Source organism: Nonomuraea sp. NPDC049625 (assembly GCF_040675285.1).
GTDB lineage: Bacteria > Actinomycetota > Actinomycetes > Streptosporangiales > Streptosporangiaceae > Nonomuraea > Nonomuraea angiospora_A.
On sequence record NZ_JBFAOQ010000002.1, the window covers coordinates 1,030,595 to 1,057,577 of the forward strand.

The following is a 26,983-nucleotide window of genomic DNA, read 5'->3' on the forward strand; positions in this document are numbered from 1 at the left end:
TCCGCGTCATCAGGACGCCGGTCCGTGCGCCGCGAGCCAACGCGACAGCCGAGCGTTGGGTCGGCGCCGATCGGCTGCTGATCTATGGTGCAAGCCGGCTTCGCCGAGTTCCGCAGGCGTACGGGCGGCATGACACCCCAGGCCCGCCGCGTCGTCGTGAACCAGGCGACCCCGTCACGCGCCAGGCGGTCGCGCACCCGCGCCCACCCCGGCGGACCCGCGCCCTCCTCGCCCTACCGCGTGTCGTGCTCCGCCACCGGATCAGCGATGCCGACCGACCCGAGTGATGAGTTGTCGCGCTCGTACCCGTCACACCTACGACGGGACACGACGAGGCGGAAGGATGACGTGATGAGTGCGGACACGCGGCTGGAGGAGCTGGGCGTGAGCGGGCTGGGTGTGAGCGGTCTGGGCGAGGTCGACGAGCCGGCGTTCTCGGGGCTGGCGGAGCGGCACCGGCGGGAGCTGCACGTGCACTGCTACCGGATGCTCGGGTCGTTCGAGGACGCCGAGGACACCGTGCAGGAGACGTTCCTCCGTGCCTGGCGGCGGCGGGAGACCTTCGAGGGGCGGTCGACGTTCCGGGCCTGGCTGTACCGGATCGCCACCAACGCCTGCCTGGACCTGCTCGCCAAGTGCCGCCCGGAGCCTGCGACCGGCGGCGAGGTGCCGTGGCTGCAGCCCTACCCGGACCGGCTGCTCGACGAGCTGCCCGCGGGCGACGCGGACGAGCCGGAGGCCGTCGCCGTCGCGCGGGAGACGATCGAGCTGGCGTACCTGGTCGCAGTCCAGCACCTCGCGCCGCGCCCGCGGGCCGTGCTGATCCTGCGGGACGTGCTCGGCTGGCCGGCGAAGGACGTCGCGGAGCTCCTCGGGGACTCCGTCAACTCCGTGAACAGCGCGCTTCAGCGGGCCCGCGCCGGCATGCGGGAGCACCTGCCCGCCGAGCGGCAGGACTGGACCGGCGGCGAGGAGGACGCCGGGACGCGCGAGCTGGTGCGCCGCTATACCGACGCCAGCGTGGCCACGGACATCGACGGGCTCGCCGCACTGCTGCGTGACGACGTCCGCTGCTCGATGCCACCCACGCCGGGCCTGTACGTCGGCCGCGACGCGGTGGTGAACGACTGGGTCGAGAGCGGCTTCGAGGACATGAAGCACCTGCGCGCCGTCCTCACCTCCGTGAACCGGCAGCCCGCCGTCGCCTTCTACCTCTGGCGGAAGCGGGAGGGCGCGTACCTGCCGCTGACGATCGACGTCCTGCGCGTCACCGGCGGGGCGATCACCGAGATCGTCACGTTCCACGACGACCGGTTCCCGCGGCTCGGGCTGCCGGAGCGCCTGCCGGCGGACGGCACGGAGTAGTCCCGGTGCGGACGCTCGCGCTGCGCGGTGGCGCGCGTGTCGCGGTGGTCGCGGAGGAGTGGTACGACGCGTTCGGCGTCGTCACCCGCGGTCGGGTGCAGCTGGAGCTGCGCGACGGCGAGCCCGGGCCGGTCCTCGGACGCGGCGCCGGGTTCTGGCTCCGCGGCACCGGCGTCCGCGCCCTGCGGAACCCCGGCCGTCGCACGGCGAGGGTGCGCATCGTCATCCCCGGGGCCGGGACCGTCACGCCAGTTACCGAATGATGGAGGAACGACATGAACAGCATGAATGACACCGGGGACGTCGCAGGCCCGGCATCGGGCCGGACCAGCCGCACCCACCGACTCCGCGGGCTCGCCGGCACCGGCTTCGTCGCTGCGCTCGCAGCGATGGTGGCCACCACCCTCGCCGCCGCGCTCGCCCAGGCCGTTGGCGTCGGTTTCGAGGTCCCCGATGGTGGCGAGACGATCCCGTTGGCCGGGTTCGCCGTGGTGACCGGCTTCTTCTCGGTCGCGGGCATCGTCATTGCCGTCGCTCTGCTTCGCTGGAGCGCTCGCCCCGCCGAGCGGTTCGTGTGGACGGCGGTGTCGCTGACCGCGATCTCGTTGGTCCCGCCCTTCCTCTCCGGGGCGAACACCGCCACCATCACCGCCCTCCTCGGGCTACACCTCGTCCCTGCGACGGTGATGATCCCCATCCTGGCGCGCAGCCTCCGCACCCGGACCGATTGACGATCCCGCAACGGGACAACGCGCGGCGCGAGCGCCTTGGCGGACGTGGGACGACAAGAAGAGGAGGTATCACCTCCGGTGGCTGCAGCCGGGGCAGAGCTCCAAGACGTACTTCAAGGACGTGGACGCGTTAATGATCGACCATCACTGCGCCGTCAAATGGGGGACCCCCGCGGGGGTTGACACGACGCGCACCGGTGCCCAGGAGCTCACGGTTTGGCTGTTCCGTTGAGGGCCTTGCGGAGCAGGGTGGCCAGTTGGTCCTGTTCGCGGGAGCTCAGATTGGCGGTGGCGGAACGGGCGAACTCGAAGGACTCCTCGAAGGCGGCGTAGAGGGCGGTTCCGTCGGGGGTTCGGACGATCTGCCGGGAGCGGCGGTCGTCGGGGTGGGGGTGCCGGCGGACGAGATCGCGCGCCTCGAGCCTGCTGATGATCTGGGTGATGTTGGATGCGTCGCAGCCGAGTTCGTCGGCCAGTTCCCGCATCCCGATCTGCCGGGTGAGCCGCCCGAGCACACAGGCCTGCGCCACGCTCAGGCCGTGCTCCAGGGCGGCGGTTTCGTAGGCGCGGTCGTAGGCATCGACGAAGTCGAACATCGCCCGTTCGGCATCGGTCGAGGCGGTGACGGGCCCCGTGGGTACGGCCATAGGGCCACTCTACCAAGAACTTGATGCAATCAAGTATGTATGTCAGGGTAGATGCTTGAGTGAATCAAGTATCTACGGGAAGGGCATTCCGATGACGGTCACCAGGAGGGGACGGGCCCGGGCGTGGCACCTGACACGACGGCCGCAAGCGCAGGCGTCAGCAGACGACTTCGCGCTGGTCGAAGCCCGGATTCCCGAATTGGGGCCCGGACAGGTCCTGGTACGCAACACACACCTGTCGGTGGACCCGTACATGCGTGGCCGGATGGACGACCGCCCGTCCTACATCCCTCCGTTCCCGCTGAACGCGCCGCTGGAGGGGGGAGCGGTCGGCGTGGTCGTCGAGTCCCGCGCGGACGGCGTCAAGCCGGGCCAGGTGGTCGAGCACTTCCTGGGGCTGCGCGAGGCCACCGTGACCGATGCGGCCGGGGTCGTCCCGATCGACACCGGCGACCTGCCCGCCGAAACCTATCTCGGCGTGCTCGGTGTGACGGGCCTGACCGCATGGCTGGGCATCACCCAGGTGGCGTCGGTGCGATCCGGCGACACGGTGTTCGTCACGGGAGCGGCCGGGGCGGTCGGGAGCATCGCCGGTCAGATCGCCAGGCTGCGGGGAGCCAAGCGGGTGATCGGCAGCGCGGGATCGTCCGCCAAGGTACGCCATCTGGTGGACGACCTCGGTTTCGACACCGCCTTCGACTATCACGACGGTGCGGCCGGTGAGCACCTTGCACAGGCCGCGCCGGACGGCATCGACGTGGTGTTCGACAACGTCGGCGGTGCTCAGCTGGAGGCCGCGATCGACCGGCTGCGGGTCGGCGCCCGGCTGGCCCTGTGCGGGATGGCCAGCCAGTACGACGGCCGGGAGCCGCACGGCCTGCCGAACCTGTACCAGCTGGTCACCAAACGGGCGACCGCGCGCGGCTTCCTGGTCACCGATCACCAGGACCAGATGCCCGCCTTCCGCGCCGAGGTGGGTTCCTGGGTGCGCTCGGGTGAGATCGTCCACCGGCAGACGGTGCTGGACGGCATCGAGCGGGTGCCCGAAGCCCTGTTGAGCCTGCTGCACGGCGGAGCACCCACGATCGGCAAGGCCGTCGTCCGGCTTGAGGAGCAGGCATGACCCGTACAGTGCTGGTGACCGGAGCCCGAGGCAAGACAGGACGCGAGGTGACCGCCCGGCTACGCCGCTCCGGGATCCTCGTCCGCGCCGGGTCGTCGCAGCCCGCCAGGACGCCGGTCACCGGGACCGATCCGGTCCGGTTCGACTGGCACGACCAGGAGACCTGGCGCGAGGCGGCCACAGCCGTGGACGCGATCTACCTGATGCGCCCCGACCTTCCCGCCGCCCCCGAACTCGTCGCCGGCCTGATCGAGGTGAACCCGGACGCGCACGTCGTCCTCCTGTCCGAGCAGGGAGCCGAAACCCTCTCGCCGGACCACTGGGCGCGCCGGGTCGAGGACGCGGTGGTCACCCGGGCCGCTTCCTGGACACTGCTCCGTCCGTCCTGGTTCCACCAGGTCCTGACCGACCCTCGGTTCTACCGCGACGCCATACGGGACGACCACGTCCTGAGCCTGCCCTCGGGGGGTGCCCCGATCGCGTGGGTGGACGCACGCGACATCGCGGACATCGCCGTGGCCGTCCTCGGCGCGCCGGAGGAGCATCACGACCAGGCGTACACGATCACCGGTCCGGAGCCGGTGCCGGTCGCGTCCGTCGCGCAGGAGCTCTCCGCGCGCCTCGGCCACCGGATCCGTGTCGAGGACCCCGACCCGCAGGCGACCCTCCACGGCCTCGACCCCTGGACAGCGGACATTCTCGACGACCTCTACCGCCGCGTCCGACACGGTGGCTTCGGCGATCTCTCGGCGGCCGTGAAGCAGATCACCGGACGTGAGCCCACGTCGATACGCGAGTTCATCGACGCCCACCTCGACGGATGGAGGACAAGCCCGATGCCGGTCCCATAGCCGCGCGCCGGTCGGGGCTGGCACCAAGAACTCGGCGCCTGACAACGGGCTCGTCGTGATCAGGCGGCCTCAGGGGACACGACAACGGCCCCCCTCGCGCCGCGAGACGGCGTATTCGAGGGGCCGGCGCGTCCCTGCACCGCGGGCCTGGTCAGGCGCGCCGGTCTCGCGGGGGCTGGGCCGCTGATCGCCCAAGGTCGCGGTCCGTGTCGGCTGCACCGTCTACTGGCAAGGCCGATCGCAAGCCGCCATCAGCCGGCATGAAAGCGATCCGCCATACACAAGGCGTGCCCCACTCGACCACTGGTGCGAGGAGACTCCCATGCGTCGCGCGAAATTCACCGCTCTGATCGGCGCCGCGATTCTGGCGGCAGGACTCGTTCCCCTTACGGCGACGCCCGCCAACGCCATGCCCGCCGAATGGTTCCATCTCCGGGGCACCACGAAGGACAAGACCGCTCCCTTCGCCCTTCGCGCCATGGACGTGCAATGGGCCCCCGACGGCAAGATCACTGGATTGGTCCGGTTGAACGCGAGCACGTTCGCCAAGGATTCGCAGCTATGGAAGGTGAGATTTCCCAGTACCGGAAAAATTGGCGAGGTCAAACTCGAGAACAAACTGACGGGACGATGCATCCTGTTCGGCGGCGGGCGCATGCAGGACGGCGGGGGCACCGCGGCGGGCCTGGGGCCGTGCAGTAGCAACACCGTCTGGATGGCCATCCCGATGGGCCCCAACAGGTACGCCTTCCGCTCCCGCGCCAACGCCCCGGCCCACCCGATGTGTCTGAGCAAGAGCACGACGGGAAATCCGGAGTTCCTCAGACTCAAGGACTGCAGCGACAACCGCTTCACGCCCGAGATGGTCTGGGAGACGTACATACGGGGCTGACTGCCGTATCTCTCCGGCCGTCACCGCGACGACTACAGCAGACTGCTCCAGTACGACCAGAACCGGATGCCGATCAACGTGAGGACGGCCAGGTACCAGACCGTAAGCGTCACCGTGTGGTATTCAGTCAGCTTGCGCCTCGGCCCGCTCGACGCGCCACTGAGGTTGTGCAAGCTGACGTACCAGAAGATCGGCATGGTCACCGCCCAGACAACCATGCAGTACGGGCAGAGCGCGCCGATGACGTAGAGGCTCTGGAAGATCAACCAGTGGATGAAAACCGCCCCGGCGGTCACGCCGGCCTGCAGCCCGAGCCAGAACCAGCGGCGTGGACGTGCACCCGCCAGGAGTGCCGCCCCTACGGTGGTGACAACGGCGAACCCGGCCATGCCCAGCAGCGGGTTGGGAAAGCCGAACAGCTCTGCCTGTGGCGTACGCATGATCGAGCCGCAGGACAGGACCGGGTTGATGCTGCAGCTGGGCACGTAGGCCGGGTTCTTCAACAGCGCGATCTTCTCGACCGTCAGCACGAACGACGCCACGAACCCGATCAAGCCGCCGACCAGCAGAAGCCGAGGCAGGAGCCGGGGGAACGGATCGGTGGCCGCCCGCGGCTCGTCGAGCTTACTTGGCGAGCGCAGCATCGATGGCCGCCTTGAACTCGTCGGATGAGCGCGGTTCGATCTTCTTCTCGTTCAGGAAGAACGTGGGGGTGCCCTGGACTCCCAGAGCCTGCCCGTCGGCTGCGTCCTTCTTCACCCGGGCCAGCGTGGCCGGGTCGTCGTAGGCCTTGTCCCAGGCTGCCATGTCCAATCCCAGACGCTGAGCGAGCTGGCGGAAGAAAGGATCGGCCGCCACCTTCTTCTCAGCCCACTGGCTCTGGGTCTCGTACATCTGCTGGTACATGGGCTCGAACTTGCCCTGCTGAGCGGCCGCCTCGACCGCGCGGGCGGCCCGTTCGGCGTTGAAGTGACTGGCGATCGGGAAGTATCGCGCCACGAAGGTGACCTTCCCGGCGTACTGCTTCCGGATCTCCTCCACGGTCGGGAAGTACGCCTTGCACGCCTCACACTCGAAATCGAGGAACTCCACGAGCGTGACCTTGCCGTCAGGGGCGGTCTGCAGCTTGTGGCTGTCCTTGCGGACGAACTGGGTCTCACCTGCCGCCGGCTGCCCCGCCTGCTCGCCGGCGGCCTCCAGCCGGTTGATCAACACGAACGCGGCCACGACCATGACGAACACGCCGATCACCACGAGCGAGACCTTGAGATTGCGGCGGCGAGCGTCCTGCCGTCTACCCTCCTCCCGGGCTGCCTCTACCTTGGCGCGCCGGGTCTCGGTCCGCTCTTGCTCTCGCGACACCTGCGACTCCTCCCAACCACGTCCGATCGGCCCGGGGCGGCCGAAGTTCTACGCAGTGTAGAAGATGCGGGGATGCTCTCGGCATAAATCGCTTTGGGCTGCTGCTGGCTCGGCGTCAGCCGGGGCTTCGACGGTGATGGAAGCTCGATGGTCGGGCGGCGTCCGCTGCGGTCGGCTCACGACCTTATGGACGAGAGTTTCTCGCCGTACCGGTGGTATGGCGCGCAAGATGAGGTCAGACCTTCTCCTGATGGACAAGGTCCGACGGGCAGGGGAGTGCCGCTACTTCTTCTCTTGGAGGGTGACGGTGACCTCGTTGAGCTTGCCGTCCCTCATGTACGTGATCTTGACCTGTTGGCCCGGTTTGAAACCTCTCACCTGCCCCACCACTGTTTCCCCTGCGTCAACCGTCGTGTCGCCGATCTTGGTGATCAGGTCTCCCTGCTTCAGGCCCGCCTTGTCCGCCGGGCTCCCCGCGGTGATCTGCCCGATCAGGGCGCCGGGGACGTCGCCGGTCGCGTCGGTGACGCTCACGCCGAGGAAAGCATGGGTGACCTTGCCGTTGCCGATGAGCTGCTCGGAGACCTGCTTGGCGGTGTTGACCGGGATGGCGAAGCCGACGCCGCCGCCCGCGGCGTTCGAGGCGATCGCGGTGTTGATGCCGATCAGCTCGCCGGTGGCGTTCACCAGCGCGCCGCCGGAGTTGCCGGGGTTGATGGCGGCGTCGGTCTGGATGGCGCCGCCGATCGTGGTCCCAGCGCTCTGCGGCTGCTCCTGGCCCAAGCCCGGCGGGATCTGCTGCCGCTGGTCAGGACCGGTGGTGAGGGTACGGTCGAGCGCGCTGACGATGCCCGCCGTAACCGATCCGTCCAGCCCGAGCGGGCTTCCGATGGCCAGCACCGGGTCGCCGACCTTGAGCGTGGCGCTGTCACCGAGGGTGGCCTTGGCCAGCCCGGAGACGCCTGCGGCCCTGATGACGGCGAGGTCGGTGGCCGGGTCGGTGCCGACCACGCTGGCCTTGGCTGTCTTGCCGTCGCTGAACTTGACGGTCATCTGCCCGCCGCCCTGGCCGGCCCCTTCGACCACGTGATTGTTGGTGAGGATGAGCCCGTCCGGCGACAGCACCACGCCGGAGCCCTCGCCGCTCTGGCCCTGGATCATCACGACGGTCGGCTGCACCTTGGCCGCGACCTCGGCCACCGTGAGCTGGTCGGCGGCCGACTTGAAGACAGGACTCGGCGCGCCGGCGGTGGCCACCGGCTCGGGCCGGAACGCGTTGGCGACGACGGCGCCCACAACGCCGCCGCCGATGGCCATGGCGGCCAAGGCCAGCGCGGCGACGGCCCTTCGACCGACACCGAAACCGGGCTCATTCACGGGAGGCGGCGGCGGTGGCGGCTGCTCCATGACGATCGTGTCACGTCGGGGGAAGCCTCCGGCCACCGGCGGCGCACTGCCGAACTGACTCCACCCGCCGGTCCCCTGCTGATGGGGCTCGCTCACGTTCATCCGTCATCTCCTTGAGTCCCGATGCTCTCGAAGGGTGTCAGGAGCCGCATAAGAGGCGGTTAAGCCGATGATCCAGGTGAGACAGAGCCTCGGTAGCCGGTTACCAGCCGAGTTCGTCGCAGCCGGTGTGGTTGGCGGGTTCGACCTGGAGGGTGGCGTGGGCGACGCCATGGCGGCGCAGCAGCACGTCACGGGCCTGGTCCAGGACGGCGTGGTTACCGTTCTGGTCGATGGTGACGAGGTGGGCGGTGGCGACGTTCATGCCGGAGGTGAGGGTCCACAGGTGCAGGTCGTGGACGTCGCGTACACCGTCGATGGCGGCCAGGTCCTGCGCGACGGCGGTGGCGTCCATGCCCTCGGGTACGTGCTGGCCGAGCACGGCGAAGACCTGGCGGCCGAGCGAGATGGCGCGTACGGCGACGAAGACGCCGATGGCCAGGGCGACGACGGTGTCCCAGAACGTCTGGCCGGTGGCGGAGACGAGCCCGCCCGCGATGATGACGCCGACGGATCCGGCCGTGTCGGCGACGACCTCCAGGTAGGCGCCCTTGACGTTGAGGCTCTCGCCGGCGCCTGCGCGCAGCAGGAGCAGGGCGATGAGGTTGACGACCAGGCCGATGGCGCCGACGACGAGCATCGGGCCGGAGGAGACTTCGGCGGGTCCGCCGATCCGGCCGACGGCTTCGGCGACCACGTAGAGGGCGACCCCGAGCATCAGCACGACGGCCAGCAGGGACGCGAACACCTCGGCCCGGTACGAGCCATAGCTGCGGCGGCCTGTGGTGTCCGGCCGGGTGGCGATCCTGGTGGCGACCAGGGCCGCGCCGAGGGTGACGACGTCGGCGGCCATGTGCCCGGCGTCGGACATCAGTGCCAGCGAGCCGGAGATCAGGCCGTAGGCGAGTTCGACGACGAAGAAGGAGCCGATGAGTGCGAAGGAGACCGCCAGGCGCCAGCGGTGCCGGCTTCCCGCGTGCCCATGACCGTGTCCGGCGCCCATCAGGTGTTCCCGTCGCGTTCGGGGTGGATGGCGTCGGTGTGCTCGGTGTGGGCGAGAGCCAGGTCGAGCAGCATCCGTACGTGCGGGTCTTCCAGCCGGTAGTAGGCCATCCGGCCGGAACGGCGGGCGGCGACGATGCGGTGCGCGCGCAGCAGTCGCAGCGCGTGGGACACCGCGGACTCGCTCTGGCCGGTCACCGCGGCCAGGTCGCACACGCACAACTCGCCGTCCAGCAGGGCCACCAGCAGCCTCAACCGGTTCGGATCCGACAGCAGCCCGAAGATGTCCGCGGTGTCAGTGAGGTCCTCGGCGGCCGGCATCCGCTCGCAGACGGCGGACACCCTGTCTGCGTCGACCACCTTGACAGCACAGCCGTCCATCTTCAATATACGTTCATCTGAAGATTCGTTCATATAATCAAGATATGGCGTTGCCTGGATGCCGTGTCAAGAGCGTCCGCTTTGTCGGCTGATGTCGTGTAGGGCGACGTGACTACTATCGGGGGAACACGGCGGTGACGAGGCCGGCCCTGAGCGCGCTGGTGGCGCTGGCCATGACCCTTCTCGCCATCATGCTGCTCTCCCATGGGGTGCCTTCCGCGGATGATCCGTACGCTCCCGCGACTGCCGTGGCCGCGGACGAGACGGGCCACTGCGACCACTTCCCGACCTCGGAGGAGAAGTTCGGCCACGCCTGGGCCCTTGACCGCCAGCGGGCCGGCTGGCCCCTCGATGCGACGAGCCCGTCGGACGCCATGGTGCCGGAACCTGCGGCGCCGGCGCTCACCACCGCGGCGGAGGCCGAGGACCCGCCGTACGGGCTGCGCAGACAACCCAGCGGTGCGCTGCTCCAGGTGTTCCGCTGCTGATCGGGGTCGCCCGAGCGCGCGGAGCGGCCCCGTCTCGTACGACGCTGCCCGTCGCTCGGTCCGTGAACGTACGACCCCAACGGCACTGAACGCGCCGCATGGCGCGCAGGAGACATCTGACATGCAGTCCTTCATCGATCACGCACGAGCTTGTTCACCGGAGCCCAGCCGGGCGAGCTGTTCGAGCTGCGCACGGCCGGCGTTTCAGTGGTCGGCGTGGTTGTCGCTGACGGTCATCTCGTCGCGTGGCTGGGCGTGGTGGGTGGGGCCGTGGGGGTCGGCGCAGTGCGGTTCGAGGGGGCGTGGGGTGCCGTTGTCGTCGAAGGTGTGGCTGTCGGGTGTGGCGTGGTCGACCTGCAGGGTGGTGTGTTCGATGCCGTGGCTGTGGCGGAGGAGTTCTTCGACGGCCAGGCGGGCGGCGTGGCAGTCGGCGCCGGGGGTGACCAGGATGTGTGCCGAGAGGGCGGCGTATCCGGAGGTGACCTCCCAGATGTGGAGGTCGTGTACTTCGACGATGGTGTCGAGGGCGGCGATCTGGCGGCCGATCTGGGCGGGGTTCATGTCGGCCGGAGCGGCTTCCATGAAGACGCGTCCGGCGTCGCGGACGAGGCCCCATCCGGCTTTGAGCATGAGGGCGGCGACGATCAGGGCGGCGATGGCGTCGGCGCGGGTCCAGTCGGTGAGCCAGACGACGAGGCCGGCCAGGGTGGTGGCGATGAAGGCGTAGAGGTCGTTGAGGACGTGCTGGAAGGCGCCTTCGACGTTCAAGCTGGAACGGTTGGCCTTGGACAGCAGCCAGGTGGCGGCCACGTTGACGACGATGCCGGCCAATCCGGTGAACACCACGAACAGGCCCTCGACCTGGGGAGGCTCGATCAGACGGCGGATGCCCTCGAAGCTGAAGTAGGCCGCGAGCAGCAGCAGGGTGATGCCGTTGACCTGGGCTGAGATGATCTCGGCGCGTTTCAGCCCGTAGGTGAAGCCGCCGCGCGGTGGTCGGGCCGCGATGCGCATCGCGATCAGGGCCAGCACGATCGCCATCGCGTCGGTGAGCATGTGGCCGGCATCGGAGATCAGCGCCAGTGACTGGGCGATCACGCCGATCACGACCTCGACGGCCATGAAGCCGACGATCAATGCCAGCGCGCCGCCCAGATACCGGCGATCGGCATCCGCGCTGACCCCGTGCCCATGACCGTGACCGTGACCGTGACCGTGGACGTGGTCCTGTGGCTGGTCGTGCTCGTGATGTTCAGACATCTGCGGAGCTCCTCGGGGGGTGGGTGACGTGGGCGATGGCCAGTTGCAGGAGGTTGCGTACGTGGGCGTCGGTCAACCGGTAGTAAGCCGGCCGTCCGGCGCGGCGCGCCCGTACGATCCGATGGCCGCGCAACATCCGCAGCGCATGTGAGACCGCCGAGGTGTTGCGCCCGACGACGGCGGCCAGGTCTCGCACGCACAGCTCACCGGCTGCGGTGAGCGCCGCCGGCAACCGGATCCGGCCGGGATCGGCCAGTAGTGCCAGCAGGTGCCCCGCATCCTGCGCGATCGTCGATGAGGGCAGGACACAGCGGATCGCCTCGAGACGTTCGGCATCAACACCTGATGGGATGTTCATATATACAGATGCTCCCTGTCGTGGCGCGCCGGGTCAAGGCCTGTAGGGAGATCGCGCCGACGGGATTTCTACTCATGAATATCTGATCAGATGTTTAAACGCACTGTAATGAGTCAACTACATTGCGTAGAAGTTGCAGGCTGGACGGTCAGGGTCCGGCCTGTGCTGTACCAGGTTCACGCAACCCCCTACAGCCACGCGCACAGGAAGGGCTCACACAATGAGAAGTGTCCACACCGCCACCGCCACCGCCACCGCGATGATGGCCGTGACCGCTGGATGCCTGGCGCTGACCGGGCTGCCGGCCCAGGCCGCACCCCGGCGGAACGCGCGCGTCCTCGGGCACCTCCGCTCCGGTGATCGTGCCATCGCCGGATCCTGCGCCGGCAAGCGCGGCTGGCTGCGAGTCACCACCCCCGCCGGGGTACGCGGCTGGGCCTGGAACGGCTATCTGCGCAAGAGCACCACCGTCAGCCTGCGCTCCACCAAGTAGCGCTTCAACCACCGGCACGGGACCCGCATCCAGGCGGCACCAAGGCCTGGACTGCGGCCCGGGGCACTGCCACGACGAGCACGACGCCGCCCCGCACCAGCCGGTGATGCCGGCCTGCCGCCTGGCGGTCACACCGTTACCCCGCTCCCGCGGCTGATCCGTGGTCCTGGCGACAGGCGTCCATGGGCGGTGTTGCCAGGACCACTCCCGCCGCCCTGTCGAGTCATGGCTACGAGCCGACGGCGAAAGGTTTCACAGTCACCATGCATGCCGAGCACGACGAACACGACCACGGTCCTCACCTTCCGCACGGCCACGCAGCCCCCGACGGCGCCACCTCACCATCGCTTCAGGCGGTCATGTCCGGCCAGTTCGCCGTGCTGACCGCCGCCGCGGTGCACCACCAGGTCTTCACCGTGGTGCGGTTGCGCGGCGGCTACGACCTGGCCGAAGTGGATGCCTTCCTGTCCCGTGTGGAGACCACCCTCAGCCTGCTCTGGGGAGACAACGCCCAGCTGCGTGAGCGCCTGGCCGCCAACGCCGTCGCCCCGCCGGATGCGTCCGCCGGGGCGGAGGTGCTGGCCGCGGCGCACCGAAGTGCCGAGAAAACCATCACGGCCGCCCAGCGCGAAGCCCGCCAGATCATCGCCGCCGCCCACGCCGAAGCCGAGCAGAGGCGGCGCGAGGCCGCGGCGGCCGCCGACACGCTGACCCAGGCCGCCCGCCAGGCCATCGACGAACAGATCGACCGGCTCACGCTGGCCGTCACCGACCAGAGCAGGCACCTGGAGCACACCCTGCAGGGCCGGCTCGACGAGCTGCGTACCGTACTGGAAGATCTCACCACGCCCAGCCACGGCGTGCACGAAGCCTCACCCGCGCGGGCGGCCATGGCACCGCCCAGCACCGCCGGCAGCCTCCTCGGCCCCTGACAGACGTTCCGGGCGGAGGCCGTCCCACTCGATCTTGATGTACCGGTGCCGGCGCCCACCGCCGCCGCGGCACCGTGCGATCGCCGCAATGCCCGTACTTCGCAGGAAAGGCCGTGCCATGTTCGTGCCGCCCGGGGGACCGGCGCCCCTGCACACCCTGGCCCTGTACGACCTGGGCCCGAAAGATCCTCTGGACGTCGCCCTGCCGGCCTGGACCACGTGGGTTGCCGTCGTCCTGGTCGCGCTGTCCACGCTGGCCGGCGCCCACCTGGCCCGCCGCAACAGCGCGAAGATCAGCATCTGGCTGGCCATCGCCTCGGCTCTGATGCTCATCACCGCCCTGGTCGACCTGCTGCCCGACGCCTGGCAGGAAGCCGACGCCACCGGCGTGCCGATCTGGGTGGTGGGCCTGGCCGGGCTGTTCGGGTTCGCCGTCATCACCTTCTTCACCCGCAAAGGCTGCGGCCACAGCCACGACTCCGGCGCCGCCGCCGGGGGACGTCACGCGCCGGGCCTGCACCGCCGGATCAAGGAAGCGGTCAGCGCCGCGGTCTACGGCGGGGTCGGCACCGCCGCCGCGCTGTCCCTGCACCGCATGATCGAGGGCGCCACCCTGGCGCTGGTCTCCTCCGCCGTCGTGGTGGCCGCCCTGGTGATCCACTCGGCCAGCGAAGGGCTGGCCCTGACCGCCCTGCTCGACCTCGCCCGCAAGCCGGCGGTCCCCTGGCTGGCCCTGTCCTGCCTGGCCCCGGCCGCCGGTGTCGTCCTCGCCACCGTGGCGCCCCTGCCCGCCCAGAGCGTGCCGATCCTGCTCGGCATGGTCACCGGTGTGCTGCTGCGCACCGCGGTCATCGGGCTCACCATCGCCCGCGACAGCCGACGCCTGTCCCGGCGCCACCTCGTCATCGCCGCCACCGTCGTGGCGGGCGTCGGCGGCCTGCTGATCACCACACAAACCGTGCTCGCCGGCGGGTTGCCCCAGCCGATGGTCGCCGCCCCCGTCCCTCACTCCCGTGCACCCGGCCCGCCCACCGCACCGATCCGGCAGATGACGACGACCCAGCTACGCGCCGCCATCTCCGGCGGGCAACTCAGCCTCGAACAACTGCTCGCCCGCCGCGACCCGGCCACCATCAGCGCCGATGCCGCCACCCTGCTGCGCGCCCTGCCCGAGCACAGCCCCGAGCAGATCACCCAGACACTGCGCCAGGCCAAGATCGGCACCGGGACCGCCATCGGCGACCTCACCCTGCGCCAGCGCCATCTCCTGCTCAGCGCGCTGAGCGACGAGCCGGAGTCGCAGCATCGGTGAGGTGGGCAGCACGGCAGCCCGGTCCTACGACCAGCGCCCGTCCACTTCAGCTCACACACCACGATGCGGCAGGAGAGTGATGATGCAACTCGGCACTCTGGAGCGATCGATCATGCAAGCCCTGTGGGAGCATCCCGGGGGCGTCTTCGCCAACCACCTGGCGGCCATCCTGCCCTCCCAGCCGGCCACCACGACCGTGCTGACCGTCCTGGTACGCCTGTCACACAAAGGCATGGTCGCCCGCGAGCGCATCGGCCGCGCCCACCTCTACAAGGCCACCGCCACCAAGGACGCCTTCGCCGCCGAGGCCGCATGCCGCCCTCAACGAGGCCGGCGACCTGGAGGCGGCCGTGCAACGCTTCGTCGGCACCGTCACCCCGCAGGTGGCGGCAGCCTTGCTCGAAGCTCTCGGTGAACGCGACGGGTCCACGCCATGATCGCCTGGCTGGTTCCCCCTGGGCTCGCGCTTCTGCCGGTGGCGCTCGGTGACCGGGCCGCCCGCGCGCTGGCCGGCGCGCCCTGGACACATCGCTGTCCCCGTGCCGCACTCGTGCTCTGGCAGGCGGCCGGACTGGCGGCCGGACTGGGCGCGATCGGCCTCGGGCTGGTGGCCGCGGTCGCCCCTCTGGCCGCCGTCTTCCCCCACGGCGTGCACACCCTGGCCCGCCACCTCGTCACCGGCCACGGCCTCGACGGCCTCGGCCCACCGCAACTGCTCGCCCTGCTGCTGTCGACGGCCCTGCTGACCTGGCTGCTGGCGCACACCATCCACGCCACCACCCGCACCGCACACGAGCGGCGCCGCCAACGGCTGCTGATCGACATCGTCGCCGACCATCACCCCGACCATGACGTCTACGTCCTGCCCAGCAGCAAGAAGGTCGCCTACTGCGTGCCAGGCAGACACCGTCGCATCGTCGTAAGCCAGGGCACCCTGGACCTGCTCACCACCAGCGAGCTGCAGGCCGTGCTGTGCCATGAGCACGCCCACGCCCGTGGCCGCCACGACCTGGCGCTGCTGCCCTTCCTCGCCCTCACCCACGCCTTCCCCCGGCTGACCGCCGCGCACACCGCCTGCCGCGCGGTGGCCGTACTCCTGGAGATGATCGCCGACGACCACGCCCGCCAAGCCCACGGCGAGCTGCCGCTGGCCCGCGCCCTTGTCCGGATGGCCAGCCACGACGACGGTCCACAACCCGCCACCTTCGCCCTGACCGACATGGGCGCCGCCGAACGCCTCCAGCGCCTGCTGACGCAGCGCGAGCACACCCCATGGGTGCCCGCCACCGCCTACGCCATGGCCATGCTGCTGCTAAGCGGTCCGCTCGCGGTGCTACTGGCCCCGCTCATCTTCATCACCACCTGACAGGCCCGCCCGTCACCGTGAACACAGGCGCATACCGGCCGCTCAGCCCTTCGACCGGCGCTGGTGGCGGCGCGCCGGGTGGTGGCCGCCGCGCGGGTGGCGGATCCGGGCGGGCCGACGCCGTCGCCGGCGTCTTCCTCCCGAGGCCAGAAATGGGGCGATGCCCTGCGCCGGTAAGGTGGGATCGTGCCTGTCCGGTGGGATGCGTCATGAGCGGGAGAAACGCGGTCGCCGCGGTGCTGCCGAAACTTGTGCTCGTGGCCGCCGTGCTGCTGGGCGTCGGGCTCAGCTACGCCACCGGGCACTTCTGCGCGGCCTCCCATACCGCGGTCAGCGCCTGCGCCTCCGCGCCGGGTGCCGATCATCCTGGCATGAGCGCAGGCCACGCGTCGTCCGTCGGCGCCGATCACGGTCCTGTGGTGTTGTGCCTGGTTGCGCTGGCCGCGGTGGTCGTCGTGTTCGTGCTGGCCCTGTTCGGCCTCGGCCGGCCGAATGCCATCGGCGGCTCGGGCACGCATCGCCCGAGGGAACTGCCCGCGGTGCGCGGGTCGCCACTGCCGTACGCGCTCTCCCTCCGACGCGTCGCGGTTCTGCGGACATAGGAGTCCTCTGGGCCGGGCTGAGCCCGGCGTCAAGGATTCCCGTCCGTTTCGAACCGTGAGCGATTCATGACATCCATCGATCGACGGTTCTTCCTGCGTGCCGGCATGGCCGCCGTGGGAGGAGCCGTGTTGTCAGCGTGCTCGTCGAGCGAGAGCACCGCTTTTGTCCAACCTGGTGGGGCGCAGGTGCGGGCCGCCGAAGCCGCCCGGCGCCCTGGCTCCGTACGGGAGTTTCGGCTCCTCGCCCATGAGGGGCGGGCCGACCTCGGCGGGCCGACCGTGCGGACCTGGCTGTACGGCGATCGCCTGCCCGGCCAGGCGATCCGTGTCGCCAAGGGGGAGGTGGTCCGGGCCAGGCTCGTCAACCGGCTGCCGAAGGAGACGACCGTGCACTGGCACGGCCTGGCGTTGCGCAACGACGCCGACGGCGTGCCGGGCGTGACCCAACAGCCCGTTCCGTCCGGCGGCGAGCACCTCTACGAGTTCACCGCCGCCCATCCGGGGACCTACTGGTTCCATCCGCACCATGGCACGCAGCTCGACCGCGGCCTTTACGCGCCGCTGATCGTCGAGGACCCGGCCGAGCCGCTCGGCTACGACGAGGAATGGGTCGTCGTCCTGGATGACTGGATGGACGGCGTGACCGGCACCCCTGACGACGTGCTGGCGGAGCTGACCGCGATGGCGGGCATGACGACCGGTGGCGGCGGGCACGACGGCCACGGCGGCATGGCCATGCCCACGCCCACGCCCGCGCCGACCGCGTCGGCGAAGTGGCCGCACATGATGATGAACGCCGAGAGCGACCTGCTCGGCGGAGACGCCGGCGACGTCTACTACCCGCATTTCCTGATCAACGGGCGGGTGGCCGCCGCTCCGGAGACGTTCGCCGCCAAGCCGGGTGCCCGGGTGCGCATCAGGTTGATCAACGCGGGTGGCGACACCGCGTTCCGGGTGGCGCTGGGCGGCCACCGGCTGACCGTCACCCACGCCGACGGCTTCCCGGTGGAACCGGTGGAGACCGACGCGCTGCTGCTCGGCATGGGCGAACGCTACGACGTGCTGGTCACCCTCAAGGACGGCGCCTTTCCCCTGGTCGCGCTGGCGGAAGGCAAGCGGGGCCTGGCCCGTGCCCTGGTCCGCACCGCGAAGAGCGCCAGAACCCCGCAGGCGGATGCCCGGCCTGACGAGCTGAACAGCCGCATCGTCGGCTATGACCAGCTGAAACCCGCGCAGGACGTACGGCTGCCGCAGCGGGCCGCAGACCGGACGATCACCCTGAACCTCACCGGAAGCATGGCCAAGTACGACTGGGCCATCAACGGCAGGAAATACGACCCGAAGGTCATCGAGCCGATCAGGTCCGGGGAGCGGGTCAGGCTGTCGTTCGTCAATCAGAGCCTGATGTGGCACCCCATGCACCTGCACGGCCACACCTTCGCCCTGGCGCGGACCGGCCTCAGGAAGGACACCGCGATCGTGCTCCCGGGCGCGACCCTCGACGTCGACTTCGACGCCGACAACCCCGGCCTGTGGATGATCCACTGCCACAACGTCTACCACGCCGAGGCCGGGATGATGAGCCTGCTCGGCTACCAGGCCTGAAAGGACACGCGCGATGATCAAGAAACTGGGACTGGCGCTTGCCCTGGCCATCGGTCTGACGGCGTGCGGTGCCGGCGAACCGGCCGCCACCCCTTCCGCCCGGCCCTCCGACGTGGGGGTCGGGCACGTTCACGGCCTGGGGGTGGACCCCGCGACCGGCAAGACGTACGTCGCGGGCCACTTCGGCCTGTTCACCCTGGAGAACGGGAAGCTGGCCAGGGTGGGGGACCGGGACGCCGACCACATGGGTTTCACGGTCGCCGGCCCGAAGACCTTCTACGCCAGCGGGCACCCCGCCGCGGATGATGTCACCGCCGGCGAGCCGCCGCACCTCGGGCTGATCCGCTCCACCGACTCCGGTCTCACCTGGGAGCAGGTGGCGCTGGCGGGCAAGGCCGACTTCCACGCCCTGCAGGTCGCGGGGAAGACGGCCTACGGGTACGACAGCCAGACCGGCCAGATCTGGCGCGGGCAGGGGGCCGACCTCAAGCCGGCCGCCCGGCTTGACCTGCTCGACCTCGCCGCCGGAGCCGACGCGCCCGATCGCCTCTACGCCACGACGCCCGATGGCGTGAAGGTCAGCGGCGACTCCGGCAGGTCCTTCGAAGCGCTGAAGGGAGCCCCGCTGCTGTCGTTCCTGGACGTGGTCGGCAAGGATCGGCTGGTCGGCGTTGACCCGGGCGGCCAGGTGCAGGTCAGCGCCGACCGAGGAGCGACCTGGCAGCCGGCCGGGCGCCTGCCCATGCAGGCCGTCGCCTTCACCGCCGTATCCGCCGAGCGTCTCCTGGCCGCCGCCATGGACGGCACGGTCTACGAGTCGATGAACGGTGGCAAGGACTTCACGACCGTTCACCAGCCCTGACGAGGGGCGACGCTGCCCCGGATGCGATGTCAGCGGGCCGGCCGGGTCTTGTGGCAGGGAGATCAGCTGAGCGACCCTGCCGCAGGCCTGGCCGACGCCGCTCAGGCGCCTCGGCGGTCGTCTCCTCATCTCGCCACAGCGCGGGGCGTGGCGGGTGAGGGTGCCGGGGGTTCCGGCAGTTGGTCATGGTCCACCAGGCCGGTGGATTCCAGGTAGGTCATGTGGCGCATGACGAAGTTCATGCCTTCTCCGGCGAACTTCCTGATCTCGGAGTTACGGGTGCCCGCCCGCACCGCGGCCAGGGTGCTGAAGACCTTGCCGTGGGCGGCGCGCAGCAGGTTCGCGTAGTCCCGGTCGAAGGCGGGGCCGCTCTCCGCCGCCAGTTGGGCCATCCAGCTCTGCTGGTCGGCATTGGGTTCGTCGGGCAGCGCGACGCCCAGCTTCCTCGCGGTCTGGCGGGTCATCAGGTCCAGCTTCGCGTGTTCGTTCATGATCTGCCTGCCGACCTCCTTGACACGCTGGGACTTGGCGCGGGTTGCGGCGTACTCGCCTACGGGCATCTCCCACAGGCCCGCCTGCCGAACCTTGACGAGCAGATCACGGTCGGCTGCTGTGAGGGGGCCTGATGACGTCTGCGTGGCCGCGGTGGCGGCGGGATCGCTGTCCGGAGGCCGTTGTCGCCGATCTGCTCGCCGCCCGGTGCCCACGTGAGCGGCGGCTGTGCTCACCCCCTTGGCTTGGCGGAAACACGAGGATGGTGATGTTCGTCATCGTCGGCGTACCTCCACTTGACGCTTGTGGTTCCTTCGGAGGTACGCGAGCCTGACCCAACAAGTTCGACAACATGTAGAAGTTGTCATGAATGGTGCTGGCCGGCGTTGGCGCGCTACGGCTCTCCCTCGTACAGCGGCAGGACGACAACGAACCGGGCGCCGGGCCAGTGGTCGGCGACGGCCAGGGTGCCACGGTGAGCCATGGCGATCTCGCGGGACAGGGACAGGCCGAGGCCGCTGCCCTCCTTGTCCTTGGCCCGTGCGTCGTCCAGGCGGGTGAAGCGTTCGAAGATCCGCTCTCTGTCCTGCGGTGGGATGCCGTCGCCGTCGTCCGCCACGGTGACGATCACCTTGCGGTCCGCCACCTCGACCGAGAGGTCGATCCTGGTGGCGGCGTGCCGGGTGGCGTTGTCCAGGAGGTTCGTCAGCATGCGGTCGAGCTGGATCGGCGAGCCGTACACCGGGGCAGGCCTGCATGGGTTGATGACGATGAGAGCTCTGGAGCCTTCTCGGCGACGTACCTGCTCTTGGGCCACCCGGCACATGTCCACCACGCGGCGCTGCACGACCGCGTGGGCGTCCAGGCGGGCCAGCATCATGAGCTCGTCGATGATGCCGGTGAGGCGGTCGGCGGCGGCCAGCGCCTGCGTGCCCGTGGCCCGCCAGTCTGTTTCGTCCGGGTAGGCGCTGGCGACCTCCAGCTGGGTGTGCAGGGATGAAAGGGGGCTGCGCAGCTCGTGAGAGGCGTCGGCCACGAAGCGGCGCTGGGACTCGGCGGAGCGTTCGAGGCGGTCGAGCGTATGGTTCGTGGCGGCAGCCAGGTCGGCGATCTCGTCGCCGGTGTCGGGTACGGGTACGCGCCTGCTGAGGTCCTGGCCGGTGATCTCGGTCAGCTCCGCGCGGATGCGCTCGACCGGGCGCAGGGCGAGCCCGACCACCGCCCGCGTCGTCGCGCCGACGATCACCAGCGCCAGCGGCGTGCCCAGGAACACCAGCGCGTGAAGCCACGCCAGCGCCCGGTTGAGCTCGGCGAGCGAGGCCGCACCGTACACCGTGGCACGACCCTGCGGCATGTGCACAGGCCTGGCTACCACGAGGTACTCACCCCCGTCTTCTCCCTGGACGGGCGGCAGCCGACGCTCGGAGATGTGGATCTTCTCGCGCTTGTCCGCCTGGACGGTCATCACGGGCGAGGCCGCGTGCGGATCGGGGGAGGCGGCAAGCACTTTGCCGTCCTCGGAGACGACCTGCAGGAGATGCACGTGCGACGGCGTTTCCAGCTTCGCCGGAAGGCGGCTGGCTCGGGTTTGGTCGGCGACTTTGTGTACGGCCAGTTCCACCCTGGTATGCACGAGTTCGCGCAGGTAGGGCGGCACGGTGGCGAGGGTGATGGTGGACGTGACGGTGCAGACCAGCGCTGCTATCAAGATCGCGAGCGTGGTCACGCGCGCTCGGATCGAGCGCGGAAACAGTCGTGCCGCCATCCGATCCCCCGTGTCACTATCTGTGACACGTACCCGGAGAGGGGATTCGCAACAATAATGACCATTAATCTTTGCATATGCCGGATGACCGTTTGGTAGGGAAGGCTCCAGGAAAAGGGCGATTCGTGCATTTGGCCATCCCGGGATCGAGATTGTGCTGACGCCCAAAGGACCTTCTCTGTTGTGTAGATAATCCTTGCTGTTGACTGAACTGCGGGCATGGTGCCGGGCGTATCTCCCATCGATCGCTTGTGGGAGGGCTCGGCATGTCAGGTCCGTCGCGAGGTGTCATCGGCACTCTGGCCGCGCTCGTTCTGGTCGCCGGGTGCGGTTCGGAGGCCCGGCCCGAGGCTGCGGCGAGCCCGACGCCCGGCCTCTATCAGGAGGCCGCCCTGAGCGCCGAGGAACTCGCCGCGAAGGTCGGGTGCGAGCCTGCCATGCGGACCAAGGCGGCCGAGTTGCGCGAGGGGGTGTGCAGGACGGCTGACGGCAACTACGTGGTCACCAGCTTCACCACGGAGCAGGGCAGGCGGGACTGGCTGGACTACGCGCAGATGTACGGCGGCTCCCACCTCGTCGGACGCCGCTGGGTCGTCTCGGCCGCGCCAGCCGTTCTGGAGACGTTGCGCAGGACCTTGGGTGGCGAGCTGCAGACAGGCCGCAGCGCCGCTCCGTCCGGTGCTTGAGATCGGCCGCGCTCACTTCGGTGGGCGCCGGTACAGCCACGTCAGGCGCGGTCGAGGAACCACTTGAAGACGGTACGGGTCTGCGGCAGGCACAGCATGATGGTCAGGGTGAAGCAGCTCGTCGACCCAGGGGCGATCCGACGGCCACGGGAACGCGGGCCTGCCGGACACCGTCTCGTTCGAGGTCATGAAGCCGGACGCGCCGTTCCCTCGTCCTTTCCGGCCTCGGCGGGAGGCGCGTCCTGGCGGCCTTCGGCGGACCTGGCGCGGCTTTCGGAGCGCACCAGGGAGACGACGCCGGCGATGAATGCTCCGCCGACCACGAGGGGAGGCGTGAGGGCGGACACGATCTCGAACAAGGGATTTCTCACTTTCAGGCGTTTGGATTCGGCGGCGGGGCCCGCGACGCCATGTTGACGCCGACCAGGTTGAACAGCAGGGCGATTTCCGGTTGCGGCTCAGCCGAACATCGCGATCACGGTTACCGCCATGATCACGATCAGGGTCACGACGGCGCCGATGGCGAGGGCGATCTTCACGTTGGTCGTCATCTTCGGCTCACCGTTCCTGGGAACGCCTGTTCAGCCCGGCCAGGTAGTCGTTGTAGGCGGCCAGTTCCGCCTCGCCGCGGCGGTCGGCACGGCGGTCCAGCCGTCTGGATCGGCGGTGGTCGCTGAGCGCCCACTGGGCGGCGATGGTGATGACCACGATCATGGTGGGGATCTCGCCGAACGCCCATGCCATGCCCCCGGCGACGCTCTGGTCCTGCAGCACGCTCGCTCCCCAGGGGCGGGTCAGCTGGTCGTACCAGGACGAGGCGATCGACTTGCCCATCATCATCATCGAGATGCCGAAGAACGCGTGGAAGGGCATGGTCATCATGAGCGTGCCGAGCTTGGCGATGTACGGCAGGCGGCGCGGCGCCGGGTCCACCCCGATGACCACCCAGAAGAACAGCGTGCCGGACAGCAGGAAGTGCGTGTTCATGAGGATGTGGCCGACCGGCTGGCGCATGGCGGTCTCGAACAGCGAGGTGTAGTACAGCGCGTACGAGCCGCTGACGAAGACGACCAACGCGAATGCCGGGTGCGAGACGATCTCGGCGACGCGGCTGTGCAGTGCCGAGACGATCCACTCGCGTGGGCCGCGGTCGCCGCGCCGGGCGGCCGGTCTCAGCGCTCTGAGGGCCAGCGTCACCGGGGCGCCCAGGACCAGGAAGATCGGCGCCAGCATGGCCAGGCCCATGTGCTGGATCATGTGCATGCTGAAGAGCACGGGCGCGTACGTGGCGATCCCGCTCTGCGTGAGAACGACGATGAGAACGAGCCCGACCGCCCAGGCGATCGAGCGCCCCAGGGGCCAGGAGTCGCCTCGGCAGCGCAGGCGGACGACCCCCGCAGCGTATCCGGCGGCGCCGGCGAAGGTCAGCAGGGCGAAGAAGAGGTCCAGGCGCCACAGCGAGGCCAGGCGGGCCGTGGTGAGCTCGGGCGGCATCGCGTATCCCAGCAGGTCGCGAACCAGGTCGACGGGCAGCACGGTGGGCGGCGGCGAGGTCCGCGACAGGGCCACCGCCAGCCCGATGGCGGCGGCCATGACCACGACCTCGCCGGCCGCGAGCCGGATGAAGGCCCGTGGCCGGCCGGCGCTCAGGGCTGCCAGTGTGTGGCGGCGGTGCAGCCATCCGACTCCTCCGAGGATGACCAGGGTGGCCGCCTTGGCGAGGATGAGCAGCCCGTACGAAGAGGAGAACAGCTGCCCGATCTCGGTGAGGCGGGCCGCGGAGCCGGCCACGCCGCTGACCGCCACCCCTGCCAGGCACCACAGCGCCAGGCGGGAAAATCGTCCCGTGGCGAGCGCCAGATCGGCCCCGCCGCGCAGGGCGTGCACGGTGACCGCGGCCAGGCCGCCGACCCACAACGCCAGAGCCACCAGGTGCAGCCCCAGCCCGGTGATCGCCATCGAGTGGTTGGGGGAGCTGGCCGAGTGGCCGGTCAGTACGGGCGGAAGCAGCGTGAGCAGCGCGACGGCGAGCAGTCCGGCGGCGCCATGCGCGCTCGCCACCCCTCTGGCATATCCCGCGACGCAGCCCGACAGGATCAGCACCAGCAGCAGCATGGTGCCCTGCGGGATGGTGGTGACGAAGCTGACGATCACTGTGCCGCTCAGCCCCGTGACGGGCACCGCCAGGAGATCCGACAGCGTGAACAGCATGGTCAGCGCGGTCATCCCGGCCCAGGAAAGGGCGGCCCACGACGCCATGCGCGCGTATCCCCGCGCCTCGGGGGACAGCAGTCCCTTGGTGGAGGGGAGCAGGACGGTCGCCATGAGGAGCAGGCCCACCGTCGTCACGGCGGACAGGTCGGCGCCGAGCCTGGCGACCGGCAGTCCCCAGCGCGTGACGGTTCCGGCGTCGGGGAGTCCGGCGATCTCGACAGTGGTGGCGGCGCCGCCCACCACCAGGCCGGCGGCCAGGGCGGCCCCGGCGACGGCCGTCGCGGCGAGGAGCAGCCGGGATATGCGCGCGGTCAAACGAGTACTCCTTGAGGCAGGATTGTTCAGCCGGAGGCCGAGGGCGCGACTCCGCGCCGCACCTGCAAACTTCTACGTCAAGTAGAACTTCTATCGCATGTCGAATACAGAGGTTGTAAGAGTTCGCTATCGCATCGAGATGTGCACGTGGTCCTGGTGGTTGGCGGTGATGCCGCCGCGGTCGGACATGCTTCTCCAGCTGGAGCCCTGCCAGATGCGCTGCTTGTAGATCACGTACTTGATGCCCAGGCGGGAGGTGTTCTTGATCGCCCATGCCGCCAGGGCGTCGCCCTGGGCCGACTGGGCGGGGGAGGGCCACGTGCCGCCTCGCGTGATCATGAAGTCGCAGGCGCGTCCCTGCGGATGCTCGCCACCGTCCTGAAGCGAGCGGAAACACCCGATGCTGGGCAGCGTGAACCGGCGTTTCACCTGATCTCGCACCATCCGGGTGCGAGGGGTGATGTTGTCGGCGCCCGACGGCAGCTCCGGCACCCAGCTGCCGTCGGACCTGCGCACTCCCGGCGCGACCATGAGGCGGTCGATCCGGTCGGTGATCTGGGCGATGAGCTTGTCGGCCTTCTGTCGTTCCGCGCGCAGCCGGGTTCCGCGATCGCGCAGCTCACGCGTTCTCGCGGTGGCGGCCTCCTCGGCGCGTCGGCGAGCGTCGCGGGCGGTGGCGTACCGGCTGATGATCGCCTGCTGGTTCTGCACCTGCACCTGCAGGACCGCGGCCGCATGGAGAGCGGCGTGCGGTTCCTGGGCTCCCATCGGGACGCTCTGGCTCACCTGCGGACTCTGGTAGGCGAGCGCCACCAGTTCGGCGAGCTGCTCGCGGGTGGCGTCATAGTCGCCCTGCGCGGTCTTCAGCCGGGTCGCGGCCTCCTTCTCCGCGCGCCGGGCGGTGGCCAGGGCGGCCAGGTTGGCGTTGTAGCCGGCGGCGGCGCGGTCGAAGTCCTTCTGGAGCCGGCTCAGCTGCTTGCGTAGTTGCTCGGCGGTGGGCTTGGGCTCCGCGTGCGCCGGGAGCATGGCGAGCGTGGCGACAGTGAGGAACGAGGCGACCGTGCTATATGCGACCCTCAGCCATCCAGCCGTCACGCCTGCTCCCTCTCCAGCTTCTTCTATGCTCCGTAGAAGTATGGGGGAGTCTATGGGGCGAACCGGTGCTCAGGGGACGATTCCTTCGTACTTGAACCACCCGCGGTGACGACGCGTAGCTCTTGATGATCGGCGGACCGCGGGAGGGGACCAGGCCTGATGGGGCAGCTCGCTCAAGTCACATCCTCCACCGGCCCAAGGGGCGGTGCCGGGCGGCCGAGGAGGGTCTCCGGCCACCCGGAGGGCAGGCGCTCGACACGCCTGATCGTCCTGGTGTGCGGGGTGGTGGTCCTTCTGGCGATCGTCGCGGGGATCACGCTCTACCTGCTCCCCGGAAAAGACCCTTTGACGGTCACCGGGCCTTTCGGCGAGCAGCCGCAGGTGGCCTTCGCCGAGGGAGGGCAGCCGGGCGAGGACCTCAAGGCCGAGACCGTGATCGCGGGCAGAGGCGTGGCGGTGGCCCAGGGAGATCTGGCCGTCGTCCAGTTCGCCAGTTACACCTGGACCGGTACCTCTCACCGGGAGCTCGACAACAGCCATGACCGCGGCAAACCGGCGGTGATGCGGATCGGAGAGCTCATCCCCGGCCTGAACAAGAGCCTTCTCGGTAAGACGGTCGGCAGCCGGGTGGTGATGTCGATTCCTCCCAAGGACGGCTACGGCGCCGGCGGTAACGCGGAGACCGGGGTGACCGGCACGGACACGCTCATCTACGTTGTCGACCTGCTCGCCACGTATCCGAAGACCGCCTCCGCGCGTGGTCGCGCGCGCCCGGCCGGCCCGGCTCTTCCTCAGGTGACGGCAGGGCCGGCGGGTGGGGCTCCGGCGGTGGCGATCCCGGCGACGGATCCACCTGCCGAACTGCGGGCGGAGGCCTTGATCGAGGGAGACGGCCCGGCGATCCGCGCCGATCAGATGCTGGTCACCCACTATCAGGGGCAGATCTGGCGCAACGGCAAGGTCTTCGACTCCTCCTGGAACAGAGGAGAGGTGGCGCCGCTGTCATCGCTGACCGGCACGATTCCCGGCATCCTCGAAGGGCTGACCGGCAAGAAGGTCGGCAGCCGGGTGCTGCTGGTCATCCCACCCAAGGACGGGTACGGCAAGAAGGGCCCGGAGGCGGCGGGGATCAAGGACGACGACACTCTGGTCTTCGTCATCGACATCCTGGGCGCGTACTGACAACCCTCGGCAGGCACCCTGCAGCGCTGCCGAGCCGAACTGGGCTCGGCCGATGTCCGGCCAGCAGGTCCAAGGGCCGGCGGCACGCCATTCTCC

29 protein-coding genes are annotated in these 26,983 nt (G+C 69.6%); 17 read left to right on the forward strand and 12 right to left on the reverse strand.

The window, feature by feature from the left end:
* The first annotated feature begins 351 nt into the window (after positions 1–351).
* From AB0J87_RS12110 to AB0J87_RS12120, 3 genes are read left to right on the forward strand one after another with little or no spacing between them, the layout of a single operon-like run.
* The gene (locus tag AB0J87_RS12110; protein WP_363964547.1) at positions 352–1,365 is read left to right on the forward strand and encodes an RNA polymerase subunit sigma-70; all 1,014 of its coding nucleotides are present in this window, start codon (positions 352–354) and stop codon (positions 1,363–1,365) included.
* A 5-nt stretch (positions 1,366–1,370) separates the two neighbouring features.
* Entirely contained in the window at positions 1,371–1,628 is a 258-nt protein-coding gene (locus tag AB0J87_RS12115; RefSeq protein WP_363964549.1) for a hypothetical protein, read from the forward strand.
* 12 nt (positions 1,629–1,640) lie between these two features.
* On the forward strand, positions 1,641–2,096 hold the full coding sequence (locus AB0J87_RS12120; protein ID WP_363964551.1) for a DUF6069 family protein: 456 nt from the start codon (positions 1,641–1,643) through the stop codon (positions 2,094–2,096).
* 209 nt (positions 2,097–2,305) lie between these two features.
* Here the strand turns inward: AB0J87_RS12120 and AB0J87_RS12125 are convergent, their stop codons facing one another.
* Entirely contained in the window at positions 2,306–2,743 is a 438-nt protein-coding gene (locus AB0J87_RS12125) for a MarR family winged helix-turn-helix transcriptional regulator (RefSeq protein ID WP_350734908.1), read from the reverse strand.
* A gap of 55 nt (positions 2,744–2,798) precedes the next feature.
* On the opposite strand from AB0J87_RS12125, the gene AB0J87_RS12130 reads away from it, so the two are divergent.
* The 3 genes from AB0J87_RS12130 (at position 2,799) to AB0J87_RS12140 (ending at position 5,609) form a co-directional block, all read left to right on the forward strand.
* Positions 2,799–3,866, forward strand: a complete 1,068-nt coding sequence (locus tag AB0J87_RS12130) for an NADP-dependent oxidoreductase (protein ID WP_363964554.1) — start codon at positions 2,799–2,801, stop codon at positions 3,864–3,866.
* Entirely contained in the window at positions 3,863–4,717 is an 855-nt protein-coding gene (locus AB0J87_RS12135) for an NAD(P)H-binding protein (protein ID WP_363964556.1), read from the forward strand. The genes AB0J87_RS12130 and AB0J87_RS12135 overlap by 4 nt, the downstream gene beginning before the upstream one ends.
* A gap of 322 nt (positions 4,718–5,039) precedes the next feature.
* Entirely contained in the window at positions 5,040–5,609 is a 570-nt protein-coding gene (locus tag AB0J87_RS12140) for a hypothetical protein (RefSeq protein ID WP_363964558.1), read from the forward strand.
* A 32-nt stretch (positions 5,610–5,641) separates the two neighbouring features.
* Here AB0J87_RS12140 and AB0J87_RS12145 read toward each other — a convergent pair whose 3' ends face one another.
* The 5 genes from AB0J87_RS12145 to AB0J87_RS12165 all read right to left on the reverse strand — a co-directional run bounded on the left by AB0J87_RS12145 (position 5,642) and on the right by AB0J87_RS12165 (position 9,839).
* A complete protein-coding gene (locus AB0J87_RS12145) occupies positions 5,642–6,253 on the reverse strand; it encodes a vitamin K epoxide reductase family protein (protein ID WP_363964560.1) in 612 nt (203 codons plus the stop codon).
* Complete coding sequence (locus AB0J87_RS12150; RefSeq protein WP_363964562.1) at positions 6,234–6,971, reverse strand: thioredoxin domain-containing protein; 738 nt, start codon at positions 6,969–6,971, stop codon at positions 6,234–6,236. The genes AB0J87_RS12145 and AB0J87_RS12150 overlap by 20 nt, the downstream gene beginning before the upstream one ends.
* Positions 6,972–7,253: 282 nt before the next feature.
* Positions 7,254–8,480, reverse strand: a complete 1,227-nt coding sequence (locus AB0J87_RS12155) for a trypsin-like peptidase domain-containing protein (RefSeq protein ID WP_363964564.1) — start codon at positions 8,478–8,480, stop codon at positions 7,254–7,256.
* Between the two features lie 100 nt (positions 8,481–8,580).
* A complete protein-coding gene (locus AB0J87_RS12160; protein ID WP_363964566.1) occupies positions 8,581–9,480 on the reverse strand; it encodes a cation diffusion facilitator family transporter in 900 nt (299 codons plus the stop codon).
* Positions 9,480–9,839, reverse strand: a complete 360-nt coding sequence (locus AB0J87_RS12165) for a metalloregulator ArsR/SmtB family transcription factor (protein WP_363964568.1) — start codon at positions 9,837–9,839, stop codon at positions 9,480–9,482. Before AB0J87_RS12165 ends, AB0J87_RS12160 begins: the two co-directional genes overlap by 1 nt.
* Before the next feature lie 155 nt (positions 9,840–9,994).
* Between AB0J87_RS12165 and AB0J87_RS12170 the strand changes: the two genes are divergently transcribed.
* Positions 9,995–10,348: a hypothetical protein gene (locus AB0J87_RS12170; protein ID WP_363964570.1), complete on the forward strand. Its 354-nt coding sequence runs from the start codon at positions 9,995–9,997 to the stop codon at positions 10,346–10,348.
* A gap of 204 nt (positions 10,349–10,552) precedes the next feature.
* Here the strand turns inward: AB0J87_RS12170 and AB0J87_RS12175 are convergent, their stop codons facing one another.
* The gene (locus tag AB0J87_RS12175) at positions 10,553–11,608 is read right to left on the reverse strand and encodes a cation diffusion facilitator family transporter (protein WP_363964572.1); all 1,056 of its coding nucleotides are present in this window, start codon (positions 11,606–11,608) and stop codon (positions 10,553–10,555) included.
* Positions 11,601–11,966, reverse strand: a complete 366-nt coding sequence (locus tag AB0J87_RS12180) for a metalloregulator ArsR/SmtB family transcription factor (RefSeq protein WP_363964574.1) — start codon at positions 11,964–11,966, stop codon at positions 11,601–11,603. The genes AB0J87_RS12175 and AB0J87_RS12180 overlap by 8 nt, the downstream gene beginning before the upstream one ends.
* 220 nt (positions 11,967–12,186) lie before the next feature.
* On the opposite strand from AB0J87_RS12180, the gene AB0J87_RS12185 reads away from it, so the two are divergent.
* From AB0J87_RS12185 to AB0J87_RS12220, 8 genes are all read left to right on the forward strand, one after another.
* Positions 12,187–12,459 carry an SH3 domain-containing protein gene (locus tag AB0J87_RS12185; RefSeq protein WP_363964576.1) on the forward strand — a complete coding sequence of 91 codons (273 nt, stop codon included), beginning with the start codon at positions 12,187–12,189 and terminating at the stop codon, positions 12,457–12,459.
* A 359-nt stretch (positions 12,460–12,818) separates the two neighbouring features.
* Complete coding sequence (locus tag AB0J87_RS12190) at positions 12,819–13,391, forward strand: DivIVA domain-containing protein (RefSeq protein ID WP_363964578.1); 573 nt, start codon at positions 12,819–12,821, stop codon at positions 13,389–13,391.
* Positions 13,392–13,509: 118 nt separating this feature from the next.
* Entirely contained in the window at positions 13,510–14,703 is a 1,194-nt protein-coding gene (locus tag AB0J87_RS12195; RefSeq protein WP_363964580.1) for a hypothetical protein, read from the forward strand.
* 79 nt (positions 14,704–14,782) lie between these two features.
* Entirely contained in the window at positions 14,783–15,118 is a 336-nt protein-coding gene (locus tag AB0J87_RS12200; protein ID WP_363964582.1) for a BlaI/MecI/CopY family transcriptional regulator, read from the forward strand.
* A gap of 18 nt (positions 15,119–15,136) precedes the next feature.
* Positions 15,137–16,069, forward strand: a complete 933-nt coding sequence (locus AB0J87_RS12205) for a M56 family metallopeptidase (protein ID WP_363964584.1) — start codon at positions 15,137–15,139, stop codon at positions 16,067–16,069.
* A gap of 209 nt (positions 16,070–16,278) precedes the next feature.
* A complete protein-coding gene (locus AB0J87_RS12210) occupies positions 16,279–16,671 on the forward strand; it encodes a hypothetical protein (RefSeq protein ID WP_363964586.1) in 393 nt (130 codons plus the stop codon).
* A gap of 66 nt (positions 16,672–16,737) precedes the next feature.
* Complete coding sequence (locus tag AB0J87_RS12215; protein WP_363964587.1) at positions 16,738–18,276, forward strand: multicopper oxidase family protein; 1,539 nt, start codon at positions 16,738–16,740, stop codon at positions 18,274–18,276.
* A 13-nt stretch (positions 18,277–18,289) separates the two neighbouring features.
* A complete protein-coding gene (locus AB0J87_RS12220; protein WP_363964589.1) occupies positions 18,290–19,138 on the forward strand; it encodes a F510_1955 family glycosylhydrolase in 849 nt (282 codons plus the stop codon).
* A gap of 125 nt (positions 19,139–19,263) precedes the next feature.
* Here the strand turns inward: AB0J87_RS12220 and AB0J87_RS12225 are convergent, their stop codons facing one another.
* Together AB0J87_RS12225 and AB0J87_RS12230 are read right to left on the reverse strand one after the other, a co-directional pair.
* A complete protein-coding gene (locus tag AB0J87_RS12225) occupies positions 19,264–19,866 on the reverse strand; it encodes a DUF4142 domain-containing protein (protein WP_363964591.1) in 603 nt (200 codons plus the stop codon).
* A gap of 158 nt (positions 19,867–20,024) precedes the next feature.
* Entirely contained in the window at positions 20,025–21,356 is a 1,332-nt protein-coding gene (locus AB0J87_RS12230; RefSeq protein ID WP_363964593.1) for an ATP-binding protein, read from the reverse strand.
* A gap of 305 nt (positions 21,357–21,661) precedes the next feature.
* Between AB0J87_RS12230 and AB0J87_RS12235 the strand changes: the two genes are divergently transcribed.
* Positions 21,662–22,081, forward strand: a complete 420-nt coding sequence (locus AB0J87_RS12235; RefSeq protein WP_363964595.1) for a hypothetical protein — start codon at positions 21,662–21,664, stop codon at positions 22,079–22,081.
* A 558-nt stretch (positions 22,082–22,639) separates the two neighbouring features.
* On the opposite strand, the gene AB0J87_RS12240 is transcribed toward AB0J87_RS12235, so the two are convergent.
* On the reverse strand, positions 22,640–24,610 hold the full coding sequence (locus AB0J87_RS12240) for a cytochrome c oxidase assembly protein (RefSeq protein ID WP_363964597.1): 1,971 nt from the start codon (positions 24,608–24,610) through the stop codon (positions 22,640–22,642).
* A gap of 126 nt (positions 24,611–24,736) precedes the next feature.
* Positions 24,737–25,705, reverse strand: coding sequence for a hypothetical protein (locus AB0J87_RS12245; protein ID WP_363964599.1), 969 nt, complete (start codon positions 25,703–25,705; stop codon positions 24,737–24,739).
* A 282-nt stretch (positions 25,706–25,987) separates the two neighbouring features.
* Between AB0J87_RS12245 and AB0J87_RS12250 the strand changes: the two genes are divergently transcribed.
* Positions 25,988–26,887 carry an FKBP-type peptidyl-prolyl cis-trans isomerase gene (locus AB0J87_RS12250; protein WP_363964601.1) on the forward strand — a complete coding sequence of 300 codons (900 nt, stop codon included), beginning with the start codon at positions 25,988–25,990 and terminating at the stop codon, positions 26,885–26,887.
* The last annotated feature ends 96 nt before the right edge of the window (positions 26,888–26,983 follow it).